Origin of the sequence: Bradyrhizobium sp. CCBAU 45389, from assembly GCF_028128625.1 — a bacterium.
GTDB classification, from domain to species: domain Bacteria; phylum Pseudomonadota; class Alphaproteobacteria; order Rhizobiales; family Xanthobacteraceae; genus Bradyrhizobium; species Bradyrhizobium liaoningense_B.
In genome coordinates this window covers 336,714-362,140 of the sequence record NZ_LBIY01000095.1, presented here as the reverse complement: position 1 = coordinate 362,140, position 25,427 = coordinate 336,714, and the positions used below count along the sequence as shown (strand labels likewise).

The window sequence follows — 25,427 nt, the reverse complement described above, 5'->3', positions numbered from 1 at the left end:
CTTCTCTCAGCGATTGAAGGGCCGTTTGCGGCTGAAGAGAAGATAGAGCGCGCGGGGGTTGGTGGTCAAATAGCGCCAGAACAGGCGGCGTGGCTCGAGCCATGTGCGCCAGGCCCATTCGAGTCCGAATTTCTGCATCCATTGCGGCGCGCGGGACCGGCTGCCCGACAAAAAGTTGAATAAGCCGCCGGATGTCTTGATAACGCCAACATTGGTGAGCAGCGGCGTGTATTCCTCGACGAATGCCTGCTCGTTGGGCACGCCGAGCGCGACCCAGAGATAATCGGGGGCGAGCGCGTTGATCTCCTCGACTTTCGCGCGCAGGGCTTCGCCGCGCAGATAGCCGTGGCTGTGTCCGACGATCTTCAGGTTCGGATACAGGCTGCGGACGTTCGCGACCGCCGTGGCGTTCTCGGCCTCGCTGGCGCCGAACATGTAGAAGGTGCGGCCGATCGCTTCGGCCTTGCGCGCGACGACGTGGAACAGGTCCGTGGTCGCGACGCGTTCGGGCAGCGGGAACCAGGATTGCAGCCTTGAAGCCGCCACCAGCGGCTGGCCGTCGGCATTGATCATGTCGGCCGCGCGGAACAGGCGCTCGGTCTGCGGCTCGGTCGAGCAGCGCGCCAGCACCTCGCCATTGGCCGAGGTCAGGTACAGCGGACGGCCGATGCGATTGTCGGGATCGGTGGCCTCGATCATGAAATCGGCGGTCGCTTCCAGGTCGAGCGCGGCCATGCGAAGGCCGCCGACGGTGATCCGCGGCACCTCGGCGGTTGCGGCCCGTCCGTCCAGGTTGACGCGGCGCTCAAGCATATTGTCTGCCTCGCTGGCGCGCTTGGGTTGCGGGGGTGAGCTCGTCGAGCACGACGCCGACGAGCTTGCGCTCGGCGCGGCCGAGCGTGCTCAGGATCTCTTCGAGGCCGTCGTTGATGTCCATGCTGGTCGGCAGCACCGCCACCAGCGCATCGACGTCATCGAGCAGCTTGCGGCCCGCGCTCGCGAGCGGAGTCACCGGCCCGTCGAGGATCACGAGGTCGTAGCCGCCGGCGGACCGCGCCTGCGCGATCGCCTTGCGGATGGCCTCCGTTGCCTTGCCGGCATCACCTTCAGCGGCAGGCAGCACCGAGATGCCGTTGACCGTCTTGATCTCGCGTGCGGCCTTGCTGCCGTTCGAGAGCCAGCCGAGCTTGCTCGGTTCGCTCTTGCCGTTACGGTTGACCTTGTTCGAGAGCGAATGCGCCAGATGGTCGGCGTCGATCATCAGCACGCGGGCGCCGTCGCGCGCGGCTGCGAGCGCGAAATTCAGCGCGGTCACGCTGCGTCCGGTGGTCTCGCCGGGACCGAGCAACGCGACCACCGGCAGCGCCTTGCCTTCGGCGCGTCGGGCCACCGCCGCGCGCATGTCGCGCCAGGCGTTGAGCAGGCTCGTCAGGGGGAAGCCGGGGCGCAGCGTCGGCCAGCCCAGCCGTGTCAGGTCGACGCCGCCGCCGGTGGCGAGAATGGCACCGAGCGTGTGGATGACGTCGGCCTCCTGGAGGCGCGCGATCAGCGGCTTTTCGATCAGGGGTCTTTCGACCATTGAAGGTTGCAGCGGTGGCGCAGCGACTTCCGGCGGAGCCTGCGCAACCTCCGGAGCTCGCGAGACCTGCTGCGGCTGCTCGGTCTCTGGAGTTCGTGCCACCTGCGGCGCTCGCGCAGGATCCGGGGCCGGCGTGCGCTGGGGGCGGGCCGGAGCCGGCGCCGGTGCGGTCGCGCCGGCGAACAACAGCTCGGCCGCGACGAACCAGCCCGACGCAGCGATGGCGCCGAAGATGAAGCCGATCATGGCGAACAGGCTCATGGCCGGCGGGAACGAACGCCGCTGCGGCACGGTGGCCTCGCCGATGACGCGGGCGGCCGAGGTGTTCAGCGTCTCCTGCTCCTCGGTCTCGCGCGAGCGCTTGAGGAAGGATTGATAGACGTCGCGGCTGGCATCGGCCTCGCGCTCGAGCTCGCGCAGGCGGACAGCCGCCTGGCTGAGCTGGACGCTCTGCCGCTTCTGCGCTTCCAGCGCCCGGTTCAGCGACGCCTCGTAATCCCGGGCCCGCGTCAGATCGTTCTTGGCCGACTGGGCGAAGCGATCGATCTCCTCGCTGATGGTGCGCTTGAGATCCTCGACCTGCTTCTCGGTCTGGCGCAGCGCCGGATGGCGCGGGCCGAGCTCGCCGGCCTGCTCCGCATATTTCTTGCGGGCATCGGCATATTGCGCGCGCAGATTGGCGATGGTCGGCGATTGCAGCGCTTCGGGAATTGCGCCGGCATCGGCCGCCGTGCGGCGGCTTGCCTCGATCTGGTCGAGCCGGGCCTGCGCATCCATGGTCGCCGCGCGGGCTGCGGAAAGCCGCTGGTTGCTGGCGGAGAGCTGCTGGTCGGAGATCAGCGAGTCCTGGGTACCGACGAAATTGTTCTGCGCCTTGTAGGTGGCAAGCGCGGTCTCGGCATTGCGCAGCCGCTCGCGCAGCTCCTTCAGCCGGCCGGAGAGATCGTTGGTAGCGCGCCGCGCGGCCGAAGCCTGCGAGTTGCGGGACTCCGTGAGGTACGCGTTGGTCAGCGTGTTGGCGAGCATCGCCGCCTTCGCCGGATCGGTCGACCACACTTCGATGTCGACGATGAAGCTCTTCTCGGTCTTGCGGATCGTGATGTGCCGGTTCAGCGCGTCGAGCGCTGCAAGCTGCACTTCCTTCGTCTCGGCGGCGGAGGGCGCGCGGGGCTGGAGGCCGATCAGGCCGAGCAGCGACGACATCAGGCTCTTGCCGTCGCCGCCGCCGAATTCGGGATCCTTGTCGAGACCCGCCTGCTGGATCACATGGAGCAGCACGCTGTTGGAGGTGATCAGGCGCGCCTGGCTCTCCACCACCATGGACATGCCGGAGACGTCCTGCGCGCGGGGCGTGAGCTCGCGATCGACGAGCTGGAGTTCGCGCGGGTCGACATAGAGCTGGGCAGTGGCGGTGTAGCGGGGTGTCAGGCTCTTGCCGACCGTGACCGCGAGCGTCGCGCCGAGCAGGGCGGCCGCCGCAATCGCGACCTTGCGCCGCCAAAGCAGGTTGACCAGCTCCAGCACGTTGAAGCCGGTCTGGGATATCTGTTGCGGGGCCTCTGGTCTCGCCCGATTGATCGGCTGGTTATAGTCCAGCATGGTCCCCAGCTTTCATTCCAACGGCCGCGGGCTGAGGGGTTACTCTTCGCTTTACGCCACGCACCCGGGATATAGGTGCCCAATCAACGCAACAGGGAAAATTAACCATACTCATTGAGGGACTATTCACCGAAATGGCAAACAAAGCGTTTAAGCGCAGGCCGCCGTTTGACGCGTCGCAGTGACGCCGAGGTCCCTCAGAGATTAACGGTTCGTTACCGCGCGCAACGAGGCCGCGAGACTGCGCGTTGCCCGCGGTGCATTGCGCGCGCATGGTCGTCAGCTTTTCCGCAGGATGACGTGATAATCGCCACGGCGGACGTCGGTGCCGCGCGGGAGCACGGCGTTCAGCACGGCGGCGCCGGCATCGACGAGCGCGGCGAACAGAGGCTTGCGCCGGCGCATCTCGGGATAGCGCGGACTCTCGACCTCACGGCGATAGATCATCTCGAGGCCGTTGGCGGCCGCGAATGCTTCGAGCCGCGGCAGCGTCACCAGCGGATGAAAGAAGGTGGGGAACGGCGGCTCGCCAGGCAGGCCGGCGTCCTTGATGCCGCGGATGTGCCGGTAGAACCAGACGTGGAACCAGTGCGGCGAATATTTGGTGACGACGCCGGACAGCGAGCGCGGATTGGGCGCGCCGATCAGGATCATCCCGCCGCGCTTGAGCGCATCGCGGAAGTTCAGGAGCGCCGCATCGACATGGGGCAGATGTTCGATCACGTTGTAGCAGATGACGAGATCGAAGGTTTCGCTCCCGAAGCTGTAGGTCTGCACATCGCCGAGGATGGCCTCGTCTGCGTAGGTGTTGTTGCGGACCTGGTCCTCGTCGATGTCGACGACGCTGACCTTGCTGCGGCTCAGCAATTCCGGCGGCAGAACGCTGCACGAGCCGCCGCCCGCTTCATAGATGGCGAGCCGGCCCTGTGGCAGCTCGCGGCGCAGCAGGTCGTGAACGGCGAGCAGGCTGTCGCGGGCTTCGCCGGGGACCAGATCATGCAGCGCTTGGACGAGTGTAGTCGCGGGGGCGTCGATCGCCGTGGCTGTCGCGAAATCGATCGTGGCTGGCTTGTTCATATTTTCTGACCGCGCTTGTTCTATTCAAATTTACAGGAAAAATCCCGCATGCCCGAAGAGCAAATCCGATGCCGCGCCGTTTCACCGGTCGCGGTGCTTACGGCCGGGTTAATGCGGATGGGCGTTAACTACGGCATTGTCCATGTTGGCCCGTTCGCAGCGTAGTGGACTGCGAATTGCACTATCATGTTCGCGAGGATTTACAGGAGAAACGCGCGAAAGCGGTTAAGTGCATGTATCCGGGCTGATCGGCGACTTGTTGCCGTCCTACGCTTCCAGGCCGGTCGCTCATTTTGGGACGCATCTGTCCCGCGGTGATGTGCCGTCACAGAACAACGCTGATCCGCGCGGTTGATGCAGGGCTTTTTCAATAAATCTCGGACATCTAGAACGTCATGACGCTGATCCCGACAGACCTTTCCGCCAGCCGGATCTCGGATGCCGTGCGCGATCCCAATCGGGAGATCGCGGCGAGCTCCCGCGTCATCGACCTGTCGGTCGGCATCGTCGTCTGCATTCCCTGCTTCCGCCGCCCGCAGCATCTGCGGCTGACGCTGGACTCGCTCGTGAACCAGCGCACCCCGCGTTCCTTTGCCGTCGTCATGGTCGAGAATGACGCGGCAAAGCGCGAGAGCGCGCCGGTCGCCGCGGAATATCTCGCCGACGGCAGGCTCCAGGGCATCTGCCTCGTCGAGCAGCGGCAGGGCAACTGCCAGGCGATCAACGCCGCGTTCGAGACGGCGCAGGCGCTGTTTCCCGCCGCGACCCGCTTCCTGATGATCGACGACGACGAGATCGCCTCGCCCGACTGGCTCGAGCTGATGGTCCGCACCGCGGAAGCGACCGGCGCCGACGTGGTCGGCGGCCCGGTGCTGCCGGTCTTCGACGACGACAGCAAGCCGTGGCTCGCGCGTCATCCCGCCTTTTGCCCGGCCTATGATTACAGCGGCGCAGTGCCGCTGATCTATGGCTGCGGCAATTGCCTGATCACCCGGGCGGCGTTCGAGCGGTTCGACAAGCCCGCGTTCGATCTGCGCTTCAACTTCCTCGGCGGCGGCGATTGCGATTTCTTCGTGCGGTGCCGCGACGCCGGCATGCTGTTTCACTGGACGGCGGAAGCGGTCATCACCGAGACCGTACCGCAGAGCCGCACCAGCCTCGGTTGGATCGCCAAGCGGGGCTTGCGCATCGGTGCGATCAATTATCGTGTGCAGTACAAGGCCGCGCAGAGCGTGGCGGCGCGGCTGCGTGTGTTCGCGCAGATGCTCGGTCGCCTGCCACTGTCGCTTCTGCGTACGGCGCGTCTGCTGGCGACGTCGAAGGCGGTCGTCGCCATGCATCCTGCGCTGGTCGCGTTCGGTTCCATGCTGGCAGCATTCGGCATCGAGCCGAAGCCCTATAAGGCCTCGAAGATCGTATCCTGACGCTGCAGAGCAGAGTTAGATGCCGAAGCGGGCGAGAGCTGTCCTGGCCGCGGCGCGCGGCAGCGCCTTGAGCGAGCGCCTGCCAACCATTGCGAGATAGCCGAGAGCGTCGCGATATCTGCCGAAACGGACCGCCTGCATCGCTGAATAGGTGACGAGATGAATCTCCGCGGCAAGGCGCAGCCCGGCTGCCGTGCCTTCGGGCAATCTCGCCAGGATCAGGCCGTCGTCGAAGACACGCGCGATCGCCGGGAAGAAATCCTTCGGCGTCCGCACTGCCGCGTTCATGGTGTTGGCCGTGTGCAGGCGATAATCAAGCAGCAGCTTCGGCGCGAACTCGAACTCGCCGATCGCGGCGAGGCGGCACCAGCAATGCCAGTCCTCGCAATACCTGAGCGAGGTGTCGAAGCCGCCGATGGCGCGGAAGGCCTCGGCACGTGCGAGCGCGATGCCGCCATTGACGATGAAGTTGCCGCTGGCGAGCCGTGCCAGCACGTCGCCGGAGGGCTTGCGGCGTCCTTTCAGCAGGCCCCGCCGGCCGATCTGCCGTCCCTCGCTGTCGATGGTGTTGTAGTCGCCGTAGACGAGGACCGCGCGCGGAGCGTCGCGCGCCGTTGCGAGCAGTGCCGCTACCGCGCCGGGGCGCAGGCGGTCGTCGGCGTCGAGGAACAGCAGCCACTCGCCGCTCGCATGTCGCGCGCCGAGATTGCGCGCCGCCGACACGCCGGCGGAGTCGTTGCTCATCAGGTGCAGTCGCGGGTCACGGATGGCGTGAACGATCGCGACGGTCTCGTCGATCGAGCCGTCGTCGACGACGATCACCTCGGTCACCTCCGCCTGCGTCAGCGCGCTGGCGAGGGTTTCGCCGATATAGGCGGCGACGTTCTTGGCGGGAATGACGACGGATACCGACCCGGGCGAGCCGGGTTGCAGCGGGAGACGCGGCGCCACCGCCACGCGTGAGCTGGCCGGCAATTCGAGAACGTCTTCGGCGATAATCAAGCGGCGGCTCGTCTTTAATGATCTGTTAACCGGGGCGCATCTGGCGAGCTGCCAGTGCTCAGCGATCGCAAACTTGGCGGCGGATGATACCCGCATTACCGGCGAATCGTTGCCGACAAGGCCTGCGCGGTGCGGGTTTCGTCGAGTAACGTTAAGTCGTCGGCGTCGAGCCTGCAGAAATATGGAGGAGTGCGACAGGGCCACGCGGCCGCAGAGCTGCGTGCTGGTTGACGGACGGTTAACGGGGATGAGCTAGGAGCTGAAGCTTCGGCTTCACCACCTGCCTTGAGCCATGGATCGCAGCGCCGCTGACACGACCGACGTCGAGGCCCCATCGCTCGGCCACATCGTGCGCGACGGCCTTGCCGGGCTGAATGCCATGCGGGCGGCGCGCTGTCTCGTCGCGATCGCGGCCCTGCTTCTCATCCTGGTGACGTTCGATCCGTTTCCCGATCTGCGCAGCGAGGACGCGGCGACCGTCGTCGGCGGACGCATGGCGCTCACCTACGTCGCCTGGGGCCTGCTGGCTTCGGTCGCGGTGCTGCTCGTCGCGGTCACGGATGCACCCGCGCTGAAGAGCTTGGTGACGCCGCTGCATGTGTGTCTGGTCGGCTGGTTGATGATCAACATCGTCTTCTCCGAGAGCCGCGGCGTCTCGATCCAGCGTTTTGTGCTCGCGGCCAGCGTGACCTCGCTCGCCGTGCTGCTGCCGCTCCTGCCGCCGACGCAGCGCAGCTTCAATTTATGTCTCGGCGCCGCCGCACTCGCACTGCTCGCGCTGTGCTATCTCGGCGTTGTCCTCGCCCCGCAATATTCGATCCACACCGCGCTCGACGTCAGCGAGCCGCAACTCGCCGGCGACTGGCGCGGCAGCTTCGGCCACAAGAACGTGGCTTCGCCTGTCATGACCATCCTGGTCTATGTCGGCATTTACCTGTCCGCCGTCGGCTCGTTCGTGATGGGGCCGGCGATCGCCGCACTCGCCGGCATCTTCCTGATCTTCACCGGCGGCAAGACCTCCTCGGTGCTGTGTCTTGCGATCTACGCGCTGGCGTCGCTGGTCTATGTCACGCGAAGCCTGTGGCTGAAGCGGCTCATCTGCTTCGTGCCGCTGATCGTGATGAACCTGCTGACGGTCGGCAGCGTGCTGAGCCCGGCGCTCGGAGCGATGACGCGGCTGCTTCCGCTCGATCCCACCTTCACCGGCCGTTCCGCCATCTGGGAGTTCGCGCTCGCGGCGGTCGCCGAAAAGCCGATCATCGGCCACGGCTATGCGGCGTTCTGGGACGACGTCTCCGCGCGGCAGACCGCCCAGGGCTCCGAATGGGCGACGTCAGCGGCGCACAGCCACAACTCCTATCTCGACCTCGCGGTCACCATCGGCCTTCCGGGGCTGGCGCTGGTGATCCTCGTCTTCGTGCTTGCACCGCTCGGCAATTTCCAGTCGGCCCAGGCTCACAATCGCAGCGGCGCGCTGGCAAAGCTGTTCCTGACCGTCTGGCTGTTCGGCCTGTACTACGGCGCCACCGAGACCTTCCTGCTCGAACGGCAGAATCCGATCTGGTTCATGTTCGCCCTCGCGGTCGCCGGCCTGCACTTCCTCGCCAGGTTCCAGTGCGTTGACCAGACGGAACCCCAGTGCTGACAGCTTGTCGCAGTCGCGGCGCCGTGGTTGCACGTGCTTAACGATAAGCAGCGACGTCACTTGTGGTCTGCGGCAAAACATAATCTATCTCGAAACATTCAGTAATCATATGTTCTCGGGATGACGTTTCTCAGCGTCGAGCAACCAGATGGTCTTGTGTCCAGCACGTCGGGAATCGCAGTCGATTTCGTGCGTGACTGGCGGCAGGCCGCATCGCGCCTGAGTGCCGGCCATCGCACCGCTTTCCAGCATGGTTACTGGCTCGGTGCCTGGTACGAAGCGTTTGGTGACGTCGCGCCGCTGATCGCCGTGATCTCCGATGTCGCGACCGGCAAGGACCTCGCGGTCGTGCCGATGATCAGCCATGTCAGGCGTGGCATCCGCATCGTCGAATTCGCCGATCTCGGTGTCTCCGACAACAACGCGCCGATCCTGGCGCTCGATGCGGCGCCGATGGATACGATCGGCAGGGCGCTGGTCGAGGCGTTGCGCGCCTTGCCCGACGGCTTCGACCTGCTGCGGCTGAAGAAGATGCCGGCGCAGGTCGGCGGCAGGCCGAACCCGCTGGTGTCGCTCGGCCGCGCCGGATCCTGCTCGGTCAACGGCAACCTCGTGCTCATCGGCGACGACTATGAAGCCTATCGGGCCTCGATCAGGCGTCTGCAAATGCCGCGGTGCTGGCGCGTCTTCAGCCGCCTTGGCAATGCGCGGTTCGAGATCGCCACGGATGCCGGGCGTGCGCGCGAATTCCTCGATGTGATGGACGTGCAGCAGGCGGAGCGGATGAGACAGCTTGGCTCGCCGTTCGTCCTGAACGACGATGTTCACGCCCGATTCTATCGCGAGGTGGCACGCCGGGGTGTCGCTGAAGGCTACGCCGTCATCTCGGCCCTGGTCTGTGACAAGGGCATCGCGGCGACCACGCTCGGCGTCCGCCATGGCGCGACCTATTTCCTGCTGCGCATCAGTCATACCGGCAAAACCTGGGCGAACTTTTCTCCGGGGCTGCTCGTGACCGAGCGCACCATGGCAGCGCTGCATGCGCAGGGCGTGCGCCGCTTCGATCTCAGCGTCGGCAATCAGGACTACAAGCGCCGGCTTGGCGCCGAGCAGGTGCCGTTGACCGATGCCAGCGTGGCGCTGTCCTGGCGCGGACGACCCTTTGCCTGGCGCGATCACGCTGCGCAGGGCCTGCGCCGTCACCCCAGGCTCGCCGCTCTTGCGGCGCGGGCGATGGGCAAGGGGGCGCGCTGACGGGCGTCGCCCGTTTCGCCGTTACTTCGAAAGGCCCACGCGAAAGGCGTCGAGCAACGCGCGTCCTTGCGGCCAGTCGCCGAGCGCGCTCGCGGCATTGATGTGGCCGAGGGCGCCCGCCACGATCAGGCCGGACTGCCAGGCCTGCGCTCGCCGCCGTGTCACCTCGAGCGCTCCATAGGGATCATTCGTGCTCGCGACGATCAGCGAGGGAAAGCGCAGTGGATGGTCCGGCACCGGCTTGAACGCCACGGCCTCCGCGGGAAAATTGCCGCCATCCGGATCGGGCAGGGCGACCAGAAAGGCGCCGGCAATCGCGGACGGGAAGCGCGCGGCCCAATGCGCCACCAGCAGGCAGGCGAGGCTATGGGCGACCAGGACAGGCGGCTTCGCGCAGCGCGCGACCGCGCGCTCCAGGGCCTGCTCCCAGTCGTCGAGATCCGGCTGGTCCCAGCTCGCCGGCTGGAAGCGCGTGAAGCGCGCATCAGTGCGCTCCCACAGCGTCTGCCAATGGGTGTCTCCCGAGCCGCCGAGCCCGGGCAATGTGATGATGTCGTGCATGAACGTCCCGTGATATCTGAGGTGACGTCGCAGTGTGACCGATCGCGGTCCTGCATCACATGGCAAGTCATCGGCGGAATCGACCATCTGCCGATGATCTCAAGGCGGAAGGGAGAGTTTTGTTGGATCGCTTCGGAAGCATCGATGCCAAGGATCTGAAGATCCTCGAGGCGCTGCAGGCCAATGCGCGCGTGCCGCTGTCCGAGCTCGGCCGCTCCGTCGGATTGTCCCAGCCGGCTGTGTCCGAACGCGTCAAGCGGCTCGAGGAAGCCGGCATCATCGAAGGCTACGGCGCCCGGATCAATCCGCGCGCCCTCGGGCTGGGCCTGATGGCGCTGGTGCGCCTGCGCACCTCGCACGAGCACATCAAGACCTGCCTCAAACGGTTCAGCGAGATTCCTCACATCATCGAAGTCCATCGCGTCACCGGCGACGACTGCTTCGTGCTCAAGGTGCTCGTTCCTGCCCCGGAGGACCTCGAGACGATCGTGGATCGCATCGCTGGCTTTGGCGCGGTCACGACCTCGCTGGTGCTGCGGAGCGAACCGGCGCGGCCGATCGGCAAAGACCTCGTCAGGAGGAAAATCGAGCGCAGTTGAGGCGAGGCCACCTCACCGCGCCGTCACAATGCCCGCGATTGCGTAGTTTCCGGTTGTCGCGCACGTTGTGTTATCGTCGCCTTGGTTTCCCGGAGGCGACATGGAAGATCGTTCGGCAAAGTATCGCGCATTCTTTGCGCAGTTGATCTGCACCGCGGCGAAAGCTGCGGATCCGCGTCTTGAGGAGGCCTTCCGGACCGTCAGGCGCGAACCTTTCGTCGGGCCTGGGCCGTGGTCGATTTGTCTCGGCGGTCATCCCTATGTGGTCACGCCTGACGATGATCCCGCCTTCCTCTATCAGAACGCGCTGCTCGCGCTGGATCCGGCGCGCGGCCTCAATATAGGCATGCCAAGTGCACATGCTTATTGGCTCACCGGCTGCGCCGTCAGGGAAGGTGAGATCGTGATCCAGATCGGCGCGGGCAGCGGCTACTACACCGCGATCCTCGCGCATCTTGTCGGCCCCGGGGGCCGCGTTCATGCCTACGAGATCGACGAACGCCTGGCGGGACTTGCGCGCGACAATCTCAAGGATATCGCTCATGTTGACGTGCGCGACCGTTCGGGCATCGCCTCCGATCTGCCGGCTGCGGATGTGATCTATGTTTGCGCGGGCGCGGCGCAGCCGGCTGCGGAATGGCTCGAGGCGCTGCGGCCCGGCGGACGGCTGGTGTTTCCGCTCGCGCCCGAAGGCACGCTCGGCGGCATGTTGATGATCACGCGCCCGGATGACGGCGCGATCTGGCCTGCGAAATTCCTCAGCCGAGCCCAGTTCATCGGCTGTGCGGGATTGCAGGATGAGGATGCAGCCCGGCGACTGGCCGAGGCGTTCGCAAAGGGATGGGAAAGCGTGCAGTCGCTGCGGCGAGACGGCGCTCCCGACGAGACATGCTGGTTTGCCGGCGGGGGCTGGTGGCTGTCGACGGCGCCGGCGCCCATGCCGACGGGGCTAGTTCAGCCTCACGCCGACATCACGCAAGTGTAATGGGGATCGCGTCTCACGATCCCGTGCACCCGGCGCAGTGAAACCGGCCGCGCGAGGCACGAAACAGGCTGCGGCAATACCATCGTCGCGCCAGTGCCTGTGCGGGCTTGCGGATCATCTGCGCGATCAACAAGAGTTCGAAAGCCATTCGTATCGCTTCAGGTGAAATATTCCTTGCACGAAAGATGGGGCGGCATTCCCGAATGAGAATGCCGCCCGTGTCGCATCAGCCATGCAGCTCAGCCATGAAGTTTCCTGGCGGTCTCCGCGATCTGCCGCCCCTGATAGCGCGCGCCGGCGAGCTCGTTGGCGCTGGGCTGGCGGCTGCCGTCGCCGCCGGTGATCGTGGTGGCGCCGTAGGGCGCACCGCCCGTAACCTCGTCGAGCTTCATCTGGCCGGCAAAGCCGTAGTTCAGGCCGACCACGACCATGCCGAAATGCAGCAGGTTGGTGATGATCGAGAACAACGTCGTCTCCTGGCCGCCATGCTGGGTCGCGCTGGAGGTGAAGGCGCCGCCGACCTTGCCGTGCAGCGCGCCCTTGGCCCAGAGCCCGCCGGCCTGGTCCAAGAAGTTCGCCATCTGCGAGGACATGCGGCCGAAGCGGGTGCCGGTGCCGACGATGATCGCGTCGTAATTGGCGAGGTCCTCGACCTTGGCGACCGGCGCTGTCTGGTCGACTTTGTAGTAGGAGGCTTTCGCGACCTCGGCCGGCACCAGCTCGGGCACGCGCTTGATGTCGACGGTGACGCCGGCCTCGCGCGCGCCTTCGGCGACGGCATTGGCCATCGCCTCGATGTGGCCATAAGCGGAATAATAGAGGACGAGAACTTTGGTCATGTGTGGTTTCCGTTGGGATTGCTAAGGTGATTGGTCGTTTGGATCGTTAAGCCGCGTCGACGAGCACGAGCTCGGAGTCTTCGAGCGCGGTGATCTTCAGCCGATCCTCGTCGCGGATCGCAGCGCCATCGCGGGCGTTGATGCGCACGCCGTTGATCTCGACGGCACCCGCCGCGGGCACCAGATAAAGGTGCCGCGACTTCTGCGGCTCGTACTCCGCGCTCTCGCCCGCCTTCAGCGTGGTGGCGAGCACCCGCGCGTCGGCGCGGATCGGCAGTGCGTCGGTGTCGCCTTCGATGCCGCTCGCGATGGTGACGAGCTTGCCGGAGCGGTCGGCCCTCGGGAAAGGCTTTGAGCCCCACGTCGGCTGGCCCCCGCGCGTGGTCGGCTCGATCCAGATCTGGAAGATCCGCGTCTGGGTCGGCTCGAGATTGTACTCGGAGTGGCGGATGCCGCTGCCGGCGCTCATCACCTGCACGTCGCCCGCTTCAGTCCGCCCCTCATTGCCGAGGCTGTCCTGGTGGGTGATCGCGCCCTCGCGCACATAGGTGATGATCTCCATGTTGGCGTGGGGATGGGCGGGAAAGCCGGTGTTCGGAGCGATCTCGTCGTCGTTCCACACCCGCAAGGCGCCATGACCCATGTTGTTCGGGTCATAATGGCTTGCGAAGGAGAAATGGTGCTTGGCTTTGAGCCAGCCGTGGTCGGCGCCGCCGAGCTTTGCGAAAGGTCTGAGTTCGATCATCTTCGTGATTCCCTGGGTTGGACGAGTGGCGCCTTGTTCAGGCGCCGAACCCGCCGTCGACATTGAGCACGGTGCCGGTGACGAAGGAGGCTTCCGGGCTTGCGAGGAAGACCACGCCTGCGGCGACTTCCTCGGGGCGGCCGAAGCGCTGCAGCGCGTGCTGCTTGCGCTGGGCTTCCGCGAAGTCGCGGTCGTCGTCCGGGTTCATGTCGGTGTTGATCGAGCCGGGCTGCACCACGTTGACCGTGATGCCGCGCGGTCCGAGGTCGCGTGCCGCACCCTTGGTGTAGCCGACGACGGCCGCCTTGGTGGCGACGTAGTCGGCAAGGCCCGGGAACGAGGCGCGGTCTGCGAGCATCGAGCCGACGGTGACGATGCGGCCGCCTTCACCCATCAACTGCGAGGCCGCGCGGATCGCCGCGATCACGCCATGCACGTTGACCTGGTCCTGGCGCGCCAGCGCGTCTGTATCTGCATTGGCATCGTCGGTCGCGCCGCCGGCGGCGACGCCGGCATTGTTGACGAGGATGTCGAGATGGCCGAATTCCCTGGCGACATCGTTGACGAGCTGCGTCACATCCTTTGCCGAAGCCTGGTCAGCCCTAAACGCGCGCGCCCTCACGCCCTTCGCCTTCAGTTCGGCGACGACGGCCTCCGCCTTGTCGGGCGAGGCGACATAGCTGATCGCGACATCCGCGCCTTGATCGGCGAGTGCGCGGGCGGAGGCCGCGCCGATGCCGCGCGAGCCGCCGGTGACGAGGTCAACCTTGCCTGAGAGCTTCTTGGTCATTGGATTTCTCCATTCCGTGGGTTTGTGATTGACCCTTGGATAAGCCTCCGCCTGTGGTATAGAAATAGAAACTGTTGAAACGCATTGTTTCCTTAAATACCCCGATTGGATCGGCTCTCATGGCAAAACTCCCCGATTTCGAGGCGCTCGCGATCTTCGCAAAAGTCGTGGAATTACGGTCGTTTGCGGGGGCCGCGAGCGAGCTGACGATGTCCAAGGCGACGGTGTCGAAAGCGGTGACGCGGCTGGAGGAGCGGCTCGGCGCCCGCCTGTTCAACCGCACCTCGCGCCGCCTCGCGCTGACCGATGCCGGCCACAAGCTTGCCGACCGCGCGACGCGCCTGCTCGCCGACGGCGAGGCGGCCGAGAACGAGGCGCTGGCGCAGTCGGTGGCGCCGCGCGGCCTGGTGCGGCTCGCCGTGCCCATGACATTCGGCATCAAGGCCGTGGCGCCGCTGCTGCCGGAGTTCTTCGAGGCCTATCCGGAAGTCTCGGTCGATCTGCATCTGAGCGATGCGACCGTGGATCTGATCGGCGAGGGTTTTGACATGGCGGTGCGGATCGCGCGGCTGCCGGACTCCTCGCTGATCGCGCGCCGGCTGTTCACCATGCCGCGCTTCACGGTGGCCGCGCCGTCCTATCTCAAGCGTCACGGCCGCCCGACGCATCCGATGCATCTGGCCGAGCACAGATGCTTCAGCTACGCCTACATGTCGACGCCCAACATCTGGCACTACACCAATTCGGCCGGCGAGCAGGCGAGCGTGCGTCCGGGTGGCCCGCTTCGTGTCAACAATGGCGAAGCGGTGATGCCGTCATTGATCGCCGGCCTCGGCATCGCAGAGCTGCCCGAATTCATCGTCGGCGAGGCGATCTCCTCCGGCGCCGTCGAAGTGATCCTGAAGGACTGGAAGCAGGCCGAAGGCGCCGTGCATCTGGTGACCCCGCCCGGCGGCCCGCGTCCCGCACGCGTCGAAGCGCTCGGCGATTTCCTCGCGGCAAAGCTGCCGGGCACCTGCAAGCGGCGGCCGAAGAAGGGTTTGAAGATGTCATGACTATGTTTGGTGGGCACGGCGCAAGAGCGCCTTTGCCCACCCTACGAGACCTCGCTAGTCTATCCTAAACGCAGCTATCGTAGGGTGGGCAAAGCGAAGCGTGCCCACGTCTTCGCCTGAGGGGATACCAAGTGTCTCGATATCGGCGCGCACAGGGCAGGATGTTCTTCTTCACCGTTGTGCTCGCTGATCGGTCGAGCACGCTGCTCGTCGATCAAGCTGATCGCCTGAGACGAATCTACCGAACCGTCTTTGAGCGCCAGCCATTCGAGACGGTCGCTATTTGTATCCTGCCCGAGCATCTCCATGCCATTTGGTCGCTTCCGGACCAAGACGTCGATTTTTCATCGCGTTGGAATCTGATCAAAGGCGGCTTTTCGCGAGGATTAGAACCGCAGGAGCGCTCCGCAAGTAAGTTGCTCAAGCGCGAGAAGGGCATCTGGCAGCGCCGCTACTGGGAGCACGCCATTCGCGATGACGCGGATTTGGAGCGGCACGTTGACTACATACATTTCAATCCCGTGAAGCATGGGCTCGTCACCCGGGTGCGCGATTGGTCTCTCAGCAGCTTCCATCGTTATGTGGAGCAGGGGGCCCTTCCGTTGGATTGGGGAGGGGATTTGCGCGACGTCCCGGGGCATTTCGGAGAGTGATCGTGGGCACGGCGCTTCGCGCCTTTGCCCACCCTACGGCATCTCGCTCGTCTATCGATCGCGCAAGCTCTCGTAGGGTGGGCAAAGCGAAGCGTGCCCACGCGTTTTGCCCGAGGGCCCGACTACGACACCTTCACGCCGTTGATCGCGACGATGCGCAGGCTCGGCTTCAGCGTTCCCTCCAGCCGTGTCTTCAGTTCGTGGACACGCGGGTCGGTCGAGTGGGCTGCGCAAACCGCGTATTGATGGACGGATTTCGCCAGGGCCCGCCGCGCTTCCGGCGTTCGCGTCACGTCCGGCTCCGAAAGCCGCAAGACGATCGCGGCGAGATTGACCAGCATCTCGTCCAGAGCGACGTCGATAGTCCGAAGATTGTGCATCACTCCCTCCCGGGAAGGGCAACCCGCAGGTCCGCCGATGCGTTCCGCACCCGGCCGGACATGGTTAAGGCTTCGTAAACGACTTGTTCTTGCCGGCGGCCAAGCTAGGCTGGCCGGAGAAACAAAGAAAATCAGGGGGAGGCTCCACCATGGATCGACGCGATCTCTTGCGCGCCGCTGCTTCATTGCCGCTGCTGCGGGCGGCCTGGCCGGACAAGGCCTTCGCGCAGGCCTATCCGGCGCGCAACATCACCATGATCGTACCGTTCCCGGCCGGCGGCCAGGCCGATCTCGCGGCGCGCCCGGTGGCCATGGCGCTGGAGCGGATCCTCGGCAAGCCCGTCATCGTCGACAATCGTGCCGGCGGCGGCGGTGGATCGGTCGGCAATGCCGCCGCGGCGCGCGCCGAGCCCGACGGCTACACGCTGCTGATGACGCTGTCCTCGCTCGCGGTGCTGCCGGAGGCCGACCGGCTGTTCGACCGTCCCGTCGCCTACGAGGTCTCGCAGTTCATGCCGATCGCGCGCGTGCTGGCCGATCCCACGCTGCTCGCGGTGCCGGCCTCGGCGCCGTGGAAGACGGCGCAGGATTTCATCGAGGATGCGAAGAAGCGGCCGGGCCAGATCACCTACGGCTCGTCCGGTCCTTACGGCACGCTGCATGTGGCGATGGAGATGTTCGCCAGCAGCGCCGGCATCAAGCTGCTCCATGTGCCGTTCCGCGGCGCCGGACCTGCGCTGACCGCGTTGCTCAGCGGCACCGTGCAGGCGATCGCCGCAGCTCCAGGGACGCTGAAGCCGCAGGTCGACGACGGCAAGCTGCGCGTGCTCGGCAATTGCGGCGCCAAGCGCATCGCGAGCTTTCCTGACGTGCCGACCTTCCAGGAGCTCGGCTACAAGGATGTCGAGATGTACATCTGGGCCGGCCTCTTTGCGCAGAGCTCTCTTCCCGCGCCGATTGCGACGCGCCTGCGCGAGGCCATGGCGCAGGTGATGACGAGTCCCGACGTGCTCAAGGCCTTCGAGACATCAGGCAGTCTCGTCGCCTATCAGGACGCGCCGGCCTTCTCCGAATTCGTCGTCGCCGACAGCACGCGGCTGATCGCGGCGGTGAAGAAGATCGGCAAGGTGGAGTAGGTTCCAGCTCCGCCTTCACATTTTGTTGTTGGTTCTGAACCTCCCCGCGTCTCATTGTTTGATGAGAATTCGAGAGACTCGGGAAGGAATCGAAAGATGCGAACAGAGCGGATTGCGCTGGGTGTGGCGCTTGCGATCGGCGGCATCGTCGCGCACAGCGCTGCCTCCGCCCAGGAATATCGCGGAACAATGGAACAGCAGATGGCCTGCACACCGGATGTATGGCGCCTGTGCAGCGACCAGATTCCGGACGTGAGCCGCATCACGGCCTGCTTGCAGCAGAACACGCCGCTGCTCTCAAGCGGCTGTCGCGCCGTGTTCCAGTCCAACAACCAGATGCAGCCGCAGCAGGTGCCGCGCAATCGCGTTGTGCCGCCCCCGCGCTACAATACTCCGCCGCCTCCGCCGCGGCCTTATGACGACGACTGAAGCATGATCCGGAAAAGCGCGCAGCAGCAGGCGCGACGATGCGGTCACCGCTTCGTTCAGCGCTCCCCCTTGCTGTCCGACTGAGGTCGATGTCGGAGCGCTGTCCGCAGGACAACTGCGAAGAGCAGTGCTGCGACTGGCCAATGGAACCAGATCTTGTGCATGCCGGTGAAGACATTGATCAGAATCAGAAAGGCCGACACTGTGAGGGCCGCTGCAACCGGGCGGGGCAGCCTTGCCAGCCCATCCAAGACGGCATGCATCCACGAGGATGGCTCGCACCTGTCGCCAACCTGGAGGTGACCGGCTTCCTCCCGGCGAGTTGGGCTTTCGTCGACTGCGACGCTCCGTCCCTGGCCGGTCCGGCCGCTCATGGTCACCCGATAACTGGTCATGGGCGCAACGTTCTTCATTGGCCGCTGGCCGAGACAGTCGAAGCCAACGGATAATTTGTTGTGCACCTGATCGTAGACGGAGCTCGAGATCACGACGCCGCCGGGCTCCGCGAGTTCTTGCAGCCGAGATGCGATGTTGACCCCGTCGCCATAGATGTCTGTGCCGTCCACCATGACATCGCCGAGGTTGATGCCGATGCGAAACCGCATCGGAGGCGCGTGAGGTGGTGGGTCCGAATCCTGGCTGGAAATTTCCTGCTGAATTTCGACCGCACATTGCACGGCCTCGACGACGCTGGCGAACTCGGCGATGACGGCATCGCCCCAGGTATTCACGATGCGGCCGTCATGACGTTCCACCAATCCCGCAATGGCAGTGCGGTAGCGGCGGAGCGTCTCCAGCGTTCCGGTCTCGTCCGCTTCCATGAGGCGAGAATAGCCGTGCACATCAGCGCACAGGACGGTGGTCAGTCGTCGTTTCACCTTGTCGCGGTCATGGCCCCCATGGTAGCCTCCCTGACCGGCAAATGCATCAGGCAGTCGGGGCCATGGCAGGCATCAAATGCGCTCGATCTGCGCGCCGCGGTCGGTGACGACGCGCCTTAAAGCATGATCCGGAAAAGTGCGAAGCGGTTTTCCGAAAAGATCATGCGTAAACAACAAACTAAAGCGCGATGACGATTCATCCAAATCTCATCGCGCTTTAGCCGCCTTACGGCCTGTGCTCGCAAACATCCACCCATTCAGCCGCGGTCAGCTCGGCCATGCGGTCGGGCGTGATGCGCACGGCACTGTGGGTCGAGCCCGCGGCCGGCACCACCACGTCGAACGCCTTCAGCGACACGTCGCAATAGACTGGCGAACGGGCAGACGCCGCCGACCTCGTGGCCGGTGATGTCGGCGACCTCTTCCAGTCCCAGCATCTTCGGCTTGCCGCCAAACTGCGCCTTCACCTTCTTGTTGTCCATGCGCGAGGTGCCCGCGGCGACGATCAGGATGACGCGCTCGCCGATCCGCAAGGACAGCGTCTTGGCGATCCGCCCGGGCTCGACCCCATAGGCCTCCGCCGCCAGCGTCACGGTGGCAGAGCTGATCGGGGATTCGATGACGGAGATGTCGGGGGCTTTCTCGGCGAAGAAGGCGCGAACGGATTCCAGGCTCATTTACTTCTCACGGGCGGGCGGCGATCCTCAGGCGATCCCTGGCAGCTCGGACAGTGCGCGGACACGATAATCCGGCACAAACCCAAGCTCGTCCATCTGGGTGCGGATCGCCCTAAACATGGTCAGCGGTGCCACGAGTTCGTTCTCGACGCAAGCCAGTGCCATCGCCTCGGGCGTCACCCGTTCGATCCAGGCGACGTTCAGGCCGAAGGACTTTGCGCCCGCCACGTCCCAGGGATTGGAGGAGACGAACAGAACCTCGTCCGGTGCGGTGCCGAGCACCTCGCCGATCAGCTCATAGGCCGCCGGGCTCGGCTTGAAGATCTTCTTTGCATCGACGCTGATGGTGGCATCGAGCAGGCGGTCGAGCCCGGTGTTGCGCGCGAGCGCGTTCAGCATGTCCGGACTGCCGTTGGAGAGGATGGCGAGTTGTCGCGGCTTAAGTGCTGCAAGCGCGCTTGTTGCATCCGGATAGAGATCGAGATGCAGATATTTTTCGATCACGCGCTCGAAGGCCTCGCTGTCATGGGCGAGCCCGAGCACACGCAGCGTATAGGCGAGCGCCTCGCGCGTGACGACGGAAAAATCCTGGTAGCGCTGCATCAGCGAGCGCAGCCAGGTGTATTCGAGCTGCTTGATGCGCCAGATTTGCGTGATGATCTCGCCGTAGCCCGGAAACGCATCCTCGGTGACGTCGGCGACCGACTGGATGTCGTAGAGCGTTCCGTAGGCGTCGAAGACGACGGCTTTGATGCTCATTGGCTGTCCTTCCAGGTCGTTGTGGTCGCAAGAACTCCGATTGGGGAGTGCGCATCATCGTCAGCTTACCAAAGCACAGCGGAAGTGTGCCACTGCAAGTGTGATCGGCGGCTTGTGACCCGATTAAGACATCCTCTTGACAGTCGGGCGATGAAAAACGCGGTCCGTCGGCTGAGCGATCAAAGGCCCATGTACGCCCAAGACGGAGTACCACGATTTTTCCATCGCGATTGGTGGGCCACGAGGTTGTTACCGCCTTGTTGGAAAAGGCAAAAGCGCTCATCCTTGGTTAGGTCAGCTCATTCCGACACAGCATTGATGAAAAGCTGGGAGGGAACATGCGCAAATCTGTTCGTGGTACCTTCGTCGCCGCGCTAGGGCTTGCCTTTATCGGTGCAGCACTCGGACCAATTGCGGCAGAAGAGCCTTACAAGGCTCAACTCGACACGTTGCGCAAATCGCTGGAGAAATACCAGGACTACAAGGTAGCCGTGCGCGACCGCTACCTGTCGACGGTGGGCTGCGTGCATTATTCTGGTGAGAAAATACCCCACCACATGGAGTATGCCAAAGGCGCTATGGGGGTGCACTTTGTCAATCTCACGGTGCGAGGCGCTCCCGATCCGATGAAGCCCAACGTCCTGATCTACGAGCCCGTGGGCAAGGAATTGAAGCTCGTAGCTGTTGAGTGGCTGGTGCCTCTAACGCCAGATACCAAGCAGCATCCCTCTCTCTTCGACCAACCCTTTATGGGCCCGATGGAAGGACATGAGCCGCTCATTCCAAAGGAGTTTGTGCATTATGATCTGCATGCCTGGTTGTTCAAGGACAACCCGCTCGGCATGTTTGCGCCCACCAACCCGAATGTTAGCTGCGAGGGCTATGACTTTTCCCTGCTGGAAACGCCGACCATGATGATGCCGGGCCCATAAGCCAATCGCGAGGTCGGCTTCTGGCCCGCAGTGGAAATTGATTGATCGGTTAGAAAAATCCGGCACTGAGATCCAGCCCATAAGTCAGCGACAGCAGCCACACCAGAAGGGCAGCGCCACAGAACAACGCGGTCTGCTTGAGGACGTTTGCCCGCGATGACGATGCGGGGAATACCCGGACGAAAGCGTCTGCAATCGCTGCAGCGACAGTGGGTCGCATGATGAACTCGCGGATTTGGCTAATGACTTGGGGTGAGCGAGCGTCGTGCTTCACGCTCGAGCTCGCGGTTCTGCTCTCGGCGACGGCGGGCTTCTTCGATCTCCCAGAGAGCCCACACGAAGCAGGCTCCAAGGCAACCGGAAATCAGCATGGGCAAAAATGCCTGCTCGCTAGCGGTCTGGATCACACAATTTCCAATGCAAATAAAATCTTGGCTGCAGCAAGCGATCCGATCAGGGAATGTTGACCGCGGGTAGCGGGCCAGAGGGCCGGATCACCGCTTCGAAGGGGGGCTCTTCCGCGAATGCCACGAGCGCAATCAAAGCGGCGCATGAGAGGACAATGAAGAAGCCGAGCCGCCATCGCCCCTCCGTTCGGTCGTCGTCGGACGTGTCTAGTCGGCGCGCGCCCGTTGCTGTGCGCATCGTCAATCTCCGAATATCGTGACAGTGAGAAGGCCAGTCTTCCCCAGCACCGGCGGTGAATATCGCGCCAGTTGATGAAGCTGAAAACTACCTGGAAAGGTGGCTTGCTGTCCTTTATGCATGCTCGGGCGGATCGCACGCTTCGGGGCAAACATGCATCTCGTCACGGATCTCACCGATCCGCAAAATCAAGAAGTTTACGCACTCTGGGATCAGCTGGCCGACTTCTCCGTTGGCGACAGTGACGCCGCACTGACGCACCTGCTGTCCGCACTGCGCACCATGTTGTCGGCACGCAATGTGCTGTGGGGTGTGCTCGTGCGATTGCCCTCGCCGAAGCGGGCCGATCCCTTGCTCGGCTGGCGTCCGCGCCTGGTCCGCGTGCTAGACCCGATTCCGGTGGTGGCAGCTTCGGTGCAGAAGCAGTACGAGACGCTCTGGTCCAACAAGGTCGACCTGTCTCAGATCCTGTCGATGTCGGGAGATGAGCCGTTCCGCGTCCGTCTGCTGTTCGAAGCACTGCCGCCGGAATGGTTCGCGGGCGAGCACTATCGCCGGCACTATCTGGACGTCGGCTTCGCCGACAGCATTTCCGTGCGGATCGCACTCAACGCCGACGTGAGGATTCGCCTGTTCGTATTTCGCGACGGGCAGTCGCCGCGCTTCACGCCGCAGGACGCTCAGCGTCTGGGTTTCGCGATGCGCGCCTTGCGATGGTTTCACCGGGAGCAACTGCTCAGCCATGGCCTGCTCATCGCCAACGCCCCCCTGACGCCTGCTGAACGCAAGGTGCTGCTCGCGCTGCTCGACGGGCACACGGAAAAGCACATCGCCCAGAAGCTCGACCAAAGTCCGAACACCACGCATTTCCATGTCAAGGCGATCTACGCCAAGTTCGGCGTGAGCAACCGGTCGGCGCTCGCTGCGCTGTGGCTCGGCAAGCTGCGATAGCGAGCAGCCGGCGTCGTCTCAAATCTGGCCCGCGGCTGGGCGCAGCAAGTCTGAGTGAGCGTGAGGGCTTCGGTCATTGGGATCGAAGCCCTCGATGCGCAGCGTCGAAGGCGCGCCTAGATCCCCAGCAGCTTGCGCGCGTTGGCCTTGAGCACCTTCGGCCGGATCTCGTCGCGGATGTCGATCTTGGCAAAATCCGACAGCCAGCGGTCCGGCGTGATCACCGGCCAGTCCGAGCCGAACAGCATCTTGTCCTGCAGGATCGAGTTGATGTAGCGCACCAGGATCGGCGGGAAGTATTTCGGCGACCAGCCCGAGAGGTCGATGTAGACGTTCGGCTTGTGCGTCGCGACCGACAGCGCCTCTTCCTGCCAGGGGAAGGAGGGATGGGCGAGGATGATCTTGAGGTCGGGGAAGTCAGCCGCGACGTCGTCCATGTACATCGGGTTGGAATATTTCAGCCGCATGCCCATGCCGCCCGGCATGCCCGAGCCGACGCCGGTCTGGCCGGTGTGAAACAGCGCGATCGCGCCGCCATTGTTGATCTCTTCGTAGAGCGGATAGGCCATGCGGTCGTTGGCGTAGAAGCCCTGCATGGTCGGATGGAATTTGAAGCCGCGCACGCCGTATTCCTCGATCAGCTTGCGTGCTTCGCGCGCCCCCAGCTTGCCCTTGTGCGGATCGATCGAGACGAACGGGATGAGGACGTCGAGATGGTCGGAGGCGGCCTCGATCATCTCGTAATTGTTGTAGCGGCGGAAGCCGGTCTCGCGCTCGGCGTCGACCGGGAAGATCACCGCGGCGATGTTCTTGGAGCGATAATAGGCCGCGGTCTCCGGCACGGTCGGCGGATGCTTGTTCGGCGACTTGAAGTATTCCGCCATCTGCGCCTGGAAGTCGTCATAGCCGTCATCGGGATGACAGCCGCAGGGCTCCTCGGCATGGGTGTGGATGTCGATGGCGACGACTTTGTCGATGTCAGGCAGCTTCAGCTTCGGCATTGGTTTCCTCCCGAGGGTTGCCAAATTGATTATATGATATAACGAATTTGGCAAGGCGTCGCTGGAGGCAAAACCGCAGCCAGCAAAAGTCGTTGTTGTGCCTGGCCTCTGAGGAGGAGATCGGGCCGATCCGGCCGCTTCTACTGTGCATGGGGTTGTTTTCGCGAAATTGCCGGTTCGGAACCGGGCAGTTAACATTGACATGACCTCCCGCCATGCCTTAAGAACCGCCCCGTCCCGGGCGGTCGGTCCGCCAGCGGGAAAGATCTCATTTTGCCACATTCGCGCGTGCCGAAACGGTAGTGCCGAACACGGCCTTTCGAACGTTCAGGATTCTGCCATGAAGGTCCGTAACTCGCTGAAATCGCTGCGCGGTCGCCATCGCGCCAACCGCCTGGTCCGCCGCAAGGGCCGGGTCTATGTGATCAACAAGGTGCAGCGCCGCTTCAAGGCTCGCCAGGGCTGAGCTGAGCGGCTGATTGCCCTCGCGGTCGCCTTCGCGCGCCCCGCAAGACCACGGTCTCACACGAGTTTGACGCCGCCTTTGCTTTGCAAGGGCGGCTTTGCGCGTTTAGACTTTCACCATGGCAGTGAGATTCCCTTTCGTGCGCACGCTGTGCCTGGCTCTGGTTCTGGGCGCCACGGGCCTCGCTCCGGCCCTGGCACAGCAGATTGAGCCGCCGCCCCCGCCCGGCAAGCAGAAGAAGCTGCCGGAGGCGCCGCCCAAGCTGCCCAAGGTCGACCGCAGCAAGAATCTCGATTTCCTGTTCGGCGCGCTGAAGGCGGCGCCTGATGAGGCCAGCGCCAAGCATGTCGAGGCGCGGATCTGGGCGATCTGGCTGCAGACCCCGAGCGACACCGCGGCGCTCTTGATGTCGCGGGCCAAGACCGCGGTCGATGCGCAGAAGATCGAGATCGCGATCAAGCTGCTGGATTCGGTGATTAAGCTCAGGCCCGATTACATCGAGGCCTGGAACCGCCGCGCCACGCTCCATTACATGCAGAACGATTACGGACGCTCGCTCGCCGACATCCGCGAGGTGCTGATCCGCGAGCCCCGCCATTTCGGCGCGCTCGCAGGGCTCGGTATGATCATGCAGGAGGTCGGCGACGAGAAGCGTGCGCTGGAGGCCTACCGCAAGGCGCTCGCCGTCAATCCGCACCTCGAGAAGATCCCCGATCAGGTCAAGGCGCTGACCGAGAAGGTCGAAGGTCGCGACATCTAGCCGAGAACTCGATCATTTCTTGAGGGATCGCGGCGTCTCCGGATTAACCAAGATCGCATGCGCGGCGTTTTGAGGTCTATTGCCGGCACGGCCACAGGCTTACCTGCATCGCAGGAGCAAAGCCATGAAGCGTTTGATCTTTGCGGGTAGCTTGCTGCTCGCGTCGGGAACGATGAGTCTCGCCGACGGACTGTTCTGGGTGGTCGGCAATCGCGCCACCGGCAGATGCGACATCGTGACCAGCAATCCGGTCATCATCGGCGATATCTGGTTCGGCGACGGTCCCTACAAGTCCAGGGCCGATGCCAAGCTTGCCCGCTCGACGATTCGCGCCTGTCCGGCGCTCGCCCCCGACGAGGAAAAGGCCGAGGACGGTACGAACCAGGGCTAATGCAGGACGCTGCCGCCGCGCTCGGCGAGGCCGCGATCGGCCGCCGCGGCGTAGGCCTTGGCAAGCTCCGCCTCGAGATGCTCGTTGATCAGGAGCAGCGCCCGCACGGCACCGCGCAGGTCGCCGTTGCAGCTCGCCACGATCTCGTCGATCGCAGTATCGTTCGATCTGAAGCTCATCGAAAATCCTCCGGTTCAAACCAGGACAAAATC

Annotated in this window: 28 protein-coding genes and 1 pseudogene; 14 read left to right on the top strand and 15 right to left on the bottom strand. The window is 64.3% G+C overall.

Annotated features, from left to right (window positions below):
* Positions 1-6: 6 nt before the first annotated feature.
* The 3 genes from XH79_RS28800 to XH79_RS28790 form a co-directional block, all read right to left on the bottom strand.
* A complete protein-coding gene (locus XH79_RS28800; RefSeq protein WP_271583789.1) occupies positions 7-813 on the bottom strand; it encodes a WecB/TagA/CpsF family glycosyltransferase in 807 nt (268 codons plus the stop codon).
* Positions 806-3,178 carry an exopolysaccharide transport family protein gene (locus XH79_RS28795; RefSeq protein WP_271583788.1) on the bottom strand — a complete coding sequence of 791 codons (2,373 nt, stop codon included), beginning with the start codon at positions 3,176-3,178 and terminating at the stop codon, positions 806-808. Before XH79_RS28795 ends, XH79_RS28800 begins: the two co-directional genes overlap by 8 nt.
* A 279-nt stretch (positions 3,179-3,457) precedes the next feature.
* Complete coding sequence (locus tag XH79_RS28790; protein ID WP_271583787.1) at positions 3,458-4,255, bottom strand: class I SAM-dependent methyltransferase; 798 nt, start codon at positions 4,253-4,255, stop codon at positions 3,458-3,460.
* Positions 4,256-4,650: 395 nt separating this feature from the next.
* On the opposite strand from XH79_RS28790, the gene XH79_RS28785 reads away from it, so the two are divergent.
* On the top strand, positions 4,651-5,679 hold the full coding sequence (locus XH79_RS28785; protein WP_271583786.1) for a glycosyltransferase family 2 protein: 1,029 nt from the start codon (positions 4,651-4,653) through the stop codon (positions 5,677-5,679).
* A 15-nt stretch (positions 5,680-5,694) separates the two neighbouring features.
* Here the strand turns inward: XH79_RS28785 and XH79_RS28780 are convergent, their stop codons facing one another.
* On the bottom strand, positions 5,695-6,681 hold the full coding sequence (locus tag XH79_RS28780; RefSeq protein ID WP_271583785.1) for a glycosyltransferase: 987 nt from the start codon (positions 6,679-6,681) through the stop codon (positions 5,695-5,697).
* A 292-nt stretch (positions 6,682-6,973) separates the two neighbouring features.
* On the opposite strand from XH79_RS28780, the gene XH79_RS28775 reads away from it, so the two are divergent.
* On the top strand, positions 6,974-8,326 hold the full coding sequence (locus tag XH79_RS28775) for an O-antigen ligase family protein (RefSeq protein WP_271583784.1): 1,353 nt from the start codon (positions 6,974-6,976) through the stop codon (positions 8,324-8,326).
* 120 nt (positions 8,327-8,446) lie between these two features.
* Positions 8,447-9,580 carry a GNAT family N-acetyltransferase gene (locus tag XH79_RS28770; RefSeq protein WP_271583783.1) on the top strand — a complete coding sequence of 378 codons (1,134 nt, stop codon included), beginning with the start codon at positions 8,447-8,449 and terminating at the stop codon, positions 9,578-9,580.
* A gap of 21 nt (positions 9,581-9,601) precedes the next feature.
* Here the strand turns inward: XH79_RS28770 and XH79_RS28765 are convergent, their stop codons facing one another.
* Complete coding sequence (locus XH79_RS28765) at positions 9,602-10,141, bottom strand: RBBP9/YdeN family alpha/beta hydrolase (RefSeq protein ID WP_271583782.1); 540 nt, start codon at positions 10,139-10,141, stop codon at positions 9,602-9,604.
* Positions 10,142-10,263: 122 nt separating this feature from the next.
* On the opposite strand from XH79_RS28765, the gene XH79_RS28760 reads away from it, so the two are divergent.
* Positions 10,264-10,740 carry an Lrp/AsnC family transcriptional regulator gene (locus XH79_RS28760; protein ID WP_212341974.1) on the top strand — a complete coding sequence of 159 codons (477 nt, stop codon included), beginning with the start codon at positions 10,264-10,266 and terminating at the stop codon, positions 10,738-10,740.
* A 100-nt stretch (positions 10,741-10,840) separates the two neighbouring features.
* Positions 10,841-11,725: a protein-L-isoaspartate O-methyltransferase family protein gene (locus XH79_RS28755; protein ID WP_271583781.1), complete on the top strand. Its 885-nt coding sequence runs from the start codon at positions 10,841-10,843 to the stop codon at positions 11,723-11,725.
* Positions 11,726-11,964: 239 nt separating this feature from the next.
* On the opposite strand, the gene wrbA is transcribed toward XH79_RS28755, so the two are convergent.
* From wrbA to XH79_RS28740, 3 genes are read right to left on the bottom strand one after another with little or no spacing between them, the layout of a single operon-like run.
* Positions 11,965-12,564 carry an NAD(P)H:quinone oxidoreductase gene (gene wrbA / locus XH79_RS28750; RefSeq protein WP_271583780.1) on the bottom strand — a complete coding sequence of 200 codons (600 nt, stop codon included), beginning with the start codon at positions 12,562-12,564 and terminating at the stop codon, positions 11,965-11,967.
* A gap of 46 nt (positions 12,565-12,610) precedes the next feature.
* A complete protein-coding gene (locus XH79_RS28745) occupies positions 12,611-13,309 on the bottom strand; it encodes a pirin family protein (protein WP_271583779.1) in 699 nt (232 codons plus the stop codon).
* Between the two features lie 37 nt (positions 13,310-13,346).
* Positions 13,347-14,099: an SDR family NAD(P)-dependent oxidoreductase gene (locus XH79_RS28740; protein ID WP_271583778.1), complete on the bottom strand. Its 753-nt coding sequence runs from the start codon at positions 14,097-14,099 to the stop codon at positions 13,347-13,349.
* A 119-nt stretch (positions 14,100-14,218) separates the two neighbouring features.
* Between XH79_RS28740 and XH79_RS28735 the strand changes: the two genes are divergently transcribed.
* Both XH79_RS28735 and XH79_RS28730 read left to right on the top strand, forming a co-directional pair.
* Entirely contained in the window at positions 14,219-15,154 is a 936-nt protein-coding gene (locus XH79_RS28735) for a LysR family transcriptional regulator (RefSeq protein WP_212341966.1), read from the top strand.
* A gap of 131 nt (positions 15,155-15,285) precedes the next feature.
* Complete coding sequence (locus tag XH79_RS28730) at positions 15,286-15,807, top strand: REP-associated tyrosine transposase (protein ID WP_442869976.1); 522 nt, start codon at positions 15,286-15,288, stop codon at positions 15,805-15,807.
* A 122-nt stretch (positions 15,808-15,929) separates the two neighbouring features.
* Here the strand turns inward: XH79_RS28730 and XH79_RS28725 are convergent, their stop codons facing one another.
* Positions 15,930-16,187 carry a hypothetical protein gene (locus tag XH79_RS28725; RefSeq protein ID WP_271583776.1) on the bottom strand — a complete coding sequence of 86 codons (258 nt, stop codon included), beginning with the start codon at positions 16,185-16,187 and terminating at the stop codon, positions 15,930-15,932.
* A 149-nt stretch (positions 16,188-16,336) separates the two neighbouring features.
* Here XH79_RS28725 and XH79_RS28720 point away from each other — a divergent pair, with 149 nt between their 5' ends.
* Entirely contained in the window at positions 16,337-17,323 is a 987-nt protein-coding gene (locus XH79_RS28720; protein ID WP_271583775.1) for a Bug family tripartite tricarboxylate transporter substrate binding protein, read from the top strand.
* Between the two features lie 96 nt (positions 17,324-17,419).
* Positions 17,420-17,752 carry a hypothetical protein gene (locus XH79_RS28715; protein ID WP_271583774.1) on the top strand — a complete coding sequence of 111 codons (333 nt, stop codon included), beginning with the start codon at positions 17,420-17,422 and terminating at the stop codon, positions 17,750-17,752.
* A 56-nt stretch (positions 17,753-17,808) separates the two neighbouring features.
* Here the strand turns inward: XH79_RS28715 and XH79_RS28710 are convergent, their stop codons facing one another.
* The 3 genes and pseudogenes from XH79_RS28710 to XH79_RS28700 all read right to left on the bottom strand — a co-directional run bounded on the left by XH79_RS28710 (position 17,809) and on the right by XH79_RS28700 (position 20,069).
* The gene (locus XH79_RS28710; protein ID WP_271583773.1) at positions 17,809-18,630 is read right to left on the bottom strand and encodes an adenylate/guanylate cyclase domain-containing protein; all 822 of its coding nucleotides are present in this window, start codon (positions 18,628-18,630) and stop codon (positions 17,809-17,811) included.
* A 229-nt stretch (positions 18,631-18,859) separates the two neighbouring features.
* Positions 18,860-19,310 (bottom strand): annotated as a pseudogene (locus XH79_RS28705) (YbaK/EbsC family protein).
* 27 nt (positions 19,311-19,337) lie between these two features.
* Complete coding sequence (locus XH79_RS28700) at positions 19,338-20,069, bottom strand: haloacid dehalogenase type II (RefSeq protein WP_271583772.1); 732 nt, start codon at positions 20,067-20,069, stop codon at positions 19,338-19,340.
* Between the two features lie 338 nt (positions 20,070-20,407).
* Between XH79_RS28700 and XH79_RS28695 the strand changes: the two genes are divergently transcribed.
* The gene (locus XH79_RS28695) at positions 20,408-21,001 is read left to right on the top strand and encodes a hypothetical protein (protein WP_271583771.1); all 594 of its coding nucleotides are present in this window, start codon (positions 20,408-20,410) and stop codon (positions 20,999-21,001) included.
* 49 nt (positions 21,002-21,050) lie between these two features.
* On the opposite strand, the gene XH79_RS28690 is transcribed toward XH79_RS28695, so the two are convergent.
* Positions 21,051-21,275, bottom strand: a complete 225-nt coding sequence (locus XH79_RS28690; protein ID WP_271583947.1) for a hypothetical protein — start codon at positions 21,273-21,275, stop codon at positions 21,051-21,053.
* A 491-nt stretch (positions 21,276-21,766) separates the two neighbouring features.
* On the opposite strand from XH79_RS28690, the gene XH79_RS28685 reads away from it, so the two are divergent.
* Positions 21,767-22,597, top strand: coding sequence for a helix-turn-helix transcriptional regulator (locus XH79_RS28685; RefSeq protein WP_271583770.1), 831 nt, complete (start codon positions 21,767-21,769; stop codon positions 22,595-22,597).
* A gap of 116 nt (positions 22,598-22,713) precedes the next feature.
* Here XH79_RS28685 and XH79_RS28680 read toward each other — a convergent pair whose 3' ends face one another.
* The gene (locus XH79_RS28680) at positions 22,714-23,598 is read right to left on the bottom strand and encodes an amidohydrolase family protein (RefSeq protein ID WP_271583769.1); all 885 of its coding nucleotides are present in this window, start codon (positions 23,596-23,598) and stop codon (positions 22,714-22,716) included.
* A 340-nt stretch (positions 23,599-23,938) separates the two neighbouring features.
* On the opposite strand from XH79_RS28680, the gene ykgO reads away from it, so the two are divergent.
* The 3 genes from ykgO (at position 23,939) to XH79_RS28665 (ending at position 25,215) form a co-directional block, all read left to right on the top strand.
* Positions 23,939-24,064, top strand: a complete 126-nt coding sequence (gene ykgO / locus XH79_RS28675; RefSeq protein ID WP_006611362.1) for a type B 50S ribosomal protein L36 — start codon at positions 23,939-23,941, stop codon at positions 24,062-24,064.
* A gap of 118 nt (positions 24,065-24,182) precedes the next feature.
* Entirely contained in the window at positions 24,183-24,824 is a 642-nt protein-coding gene (locus XH79_RS28670; RefSeq protein WP_271583768.1) for a tetratricopeptide repeat protein, read from the top strand.
* Between the two features lie 124 nt (positions 24,825-24,948).
* Positions 24,949-25,215, top strand: a complete 267-nt coding sequence (locus XH79_RS28665) for a hypothetical protein (protein WP_212341946.1) — start codon at positions 24,949-24,951, stop codon at positions 25,213-25,215.
* On the opposite strand, the gene XH79_RS28660 is transcribed toward XH79_RS28665, so the two are convergent.
* Positions 25,212-25,394 carry a hypothetical protein gene (locus XH79_RS28660; RefSeq protein ID WP_018648440.1) on the bottom strand — a complete coding sequence of 61 codons (183 nt, stop codon included), beginning with the start codon at positions 25,392-25,394 and terminating at the stop codon, positions 25,212-25,214. The genes XH79_RS28665 and XH79_RS28660 overlap by 4 nt on opposite strands.
* Between the last annotated feature and the right edge of the window lie 33 nt (positions 25,395-25,427).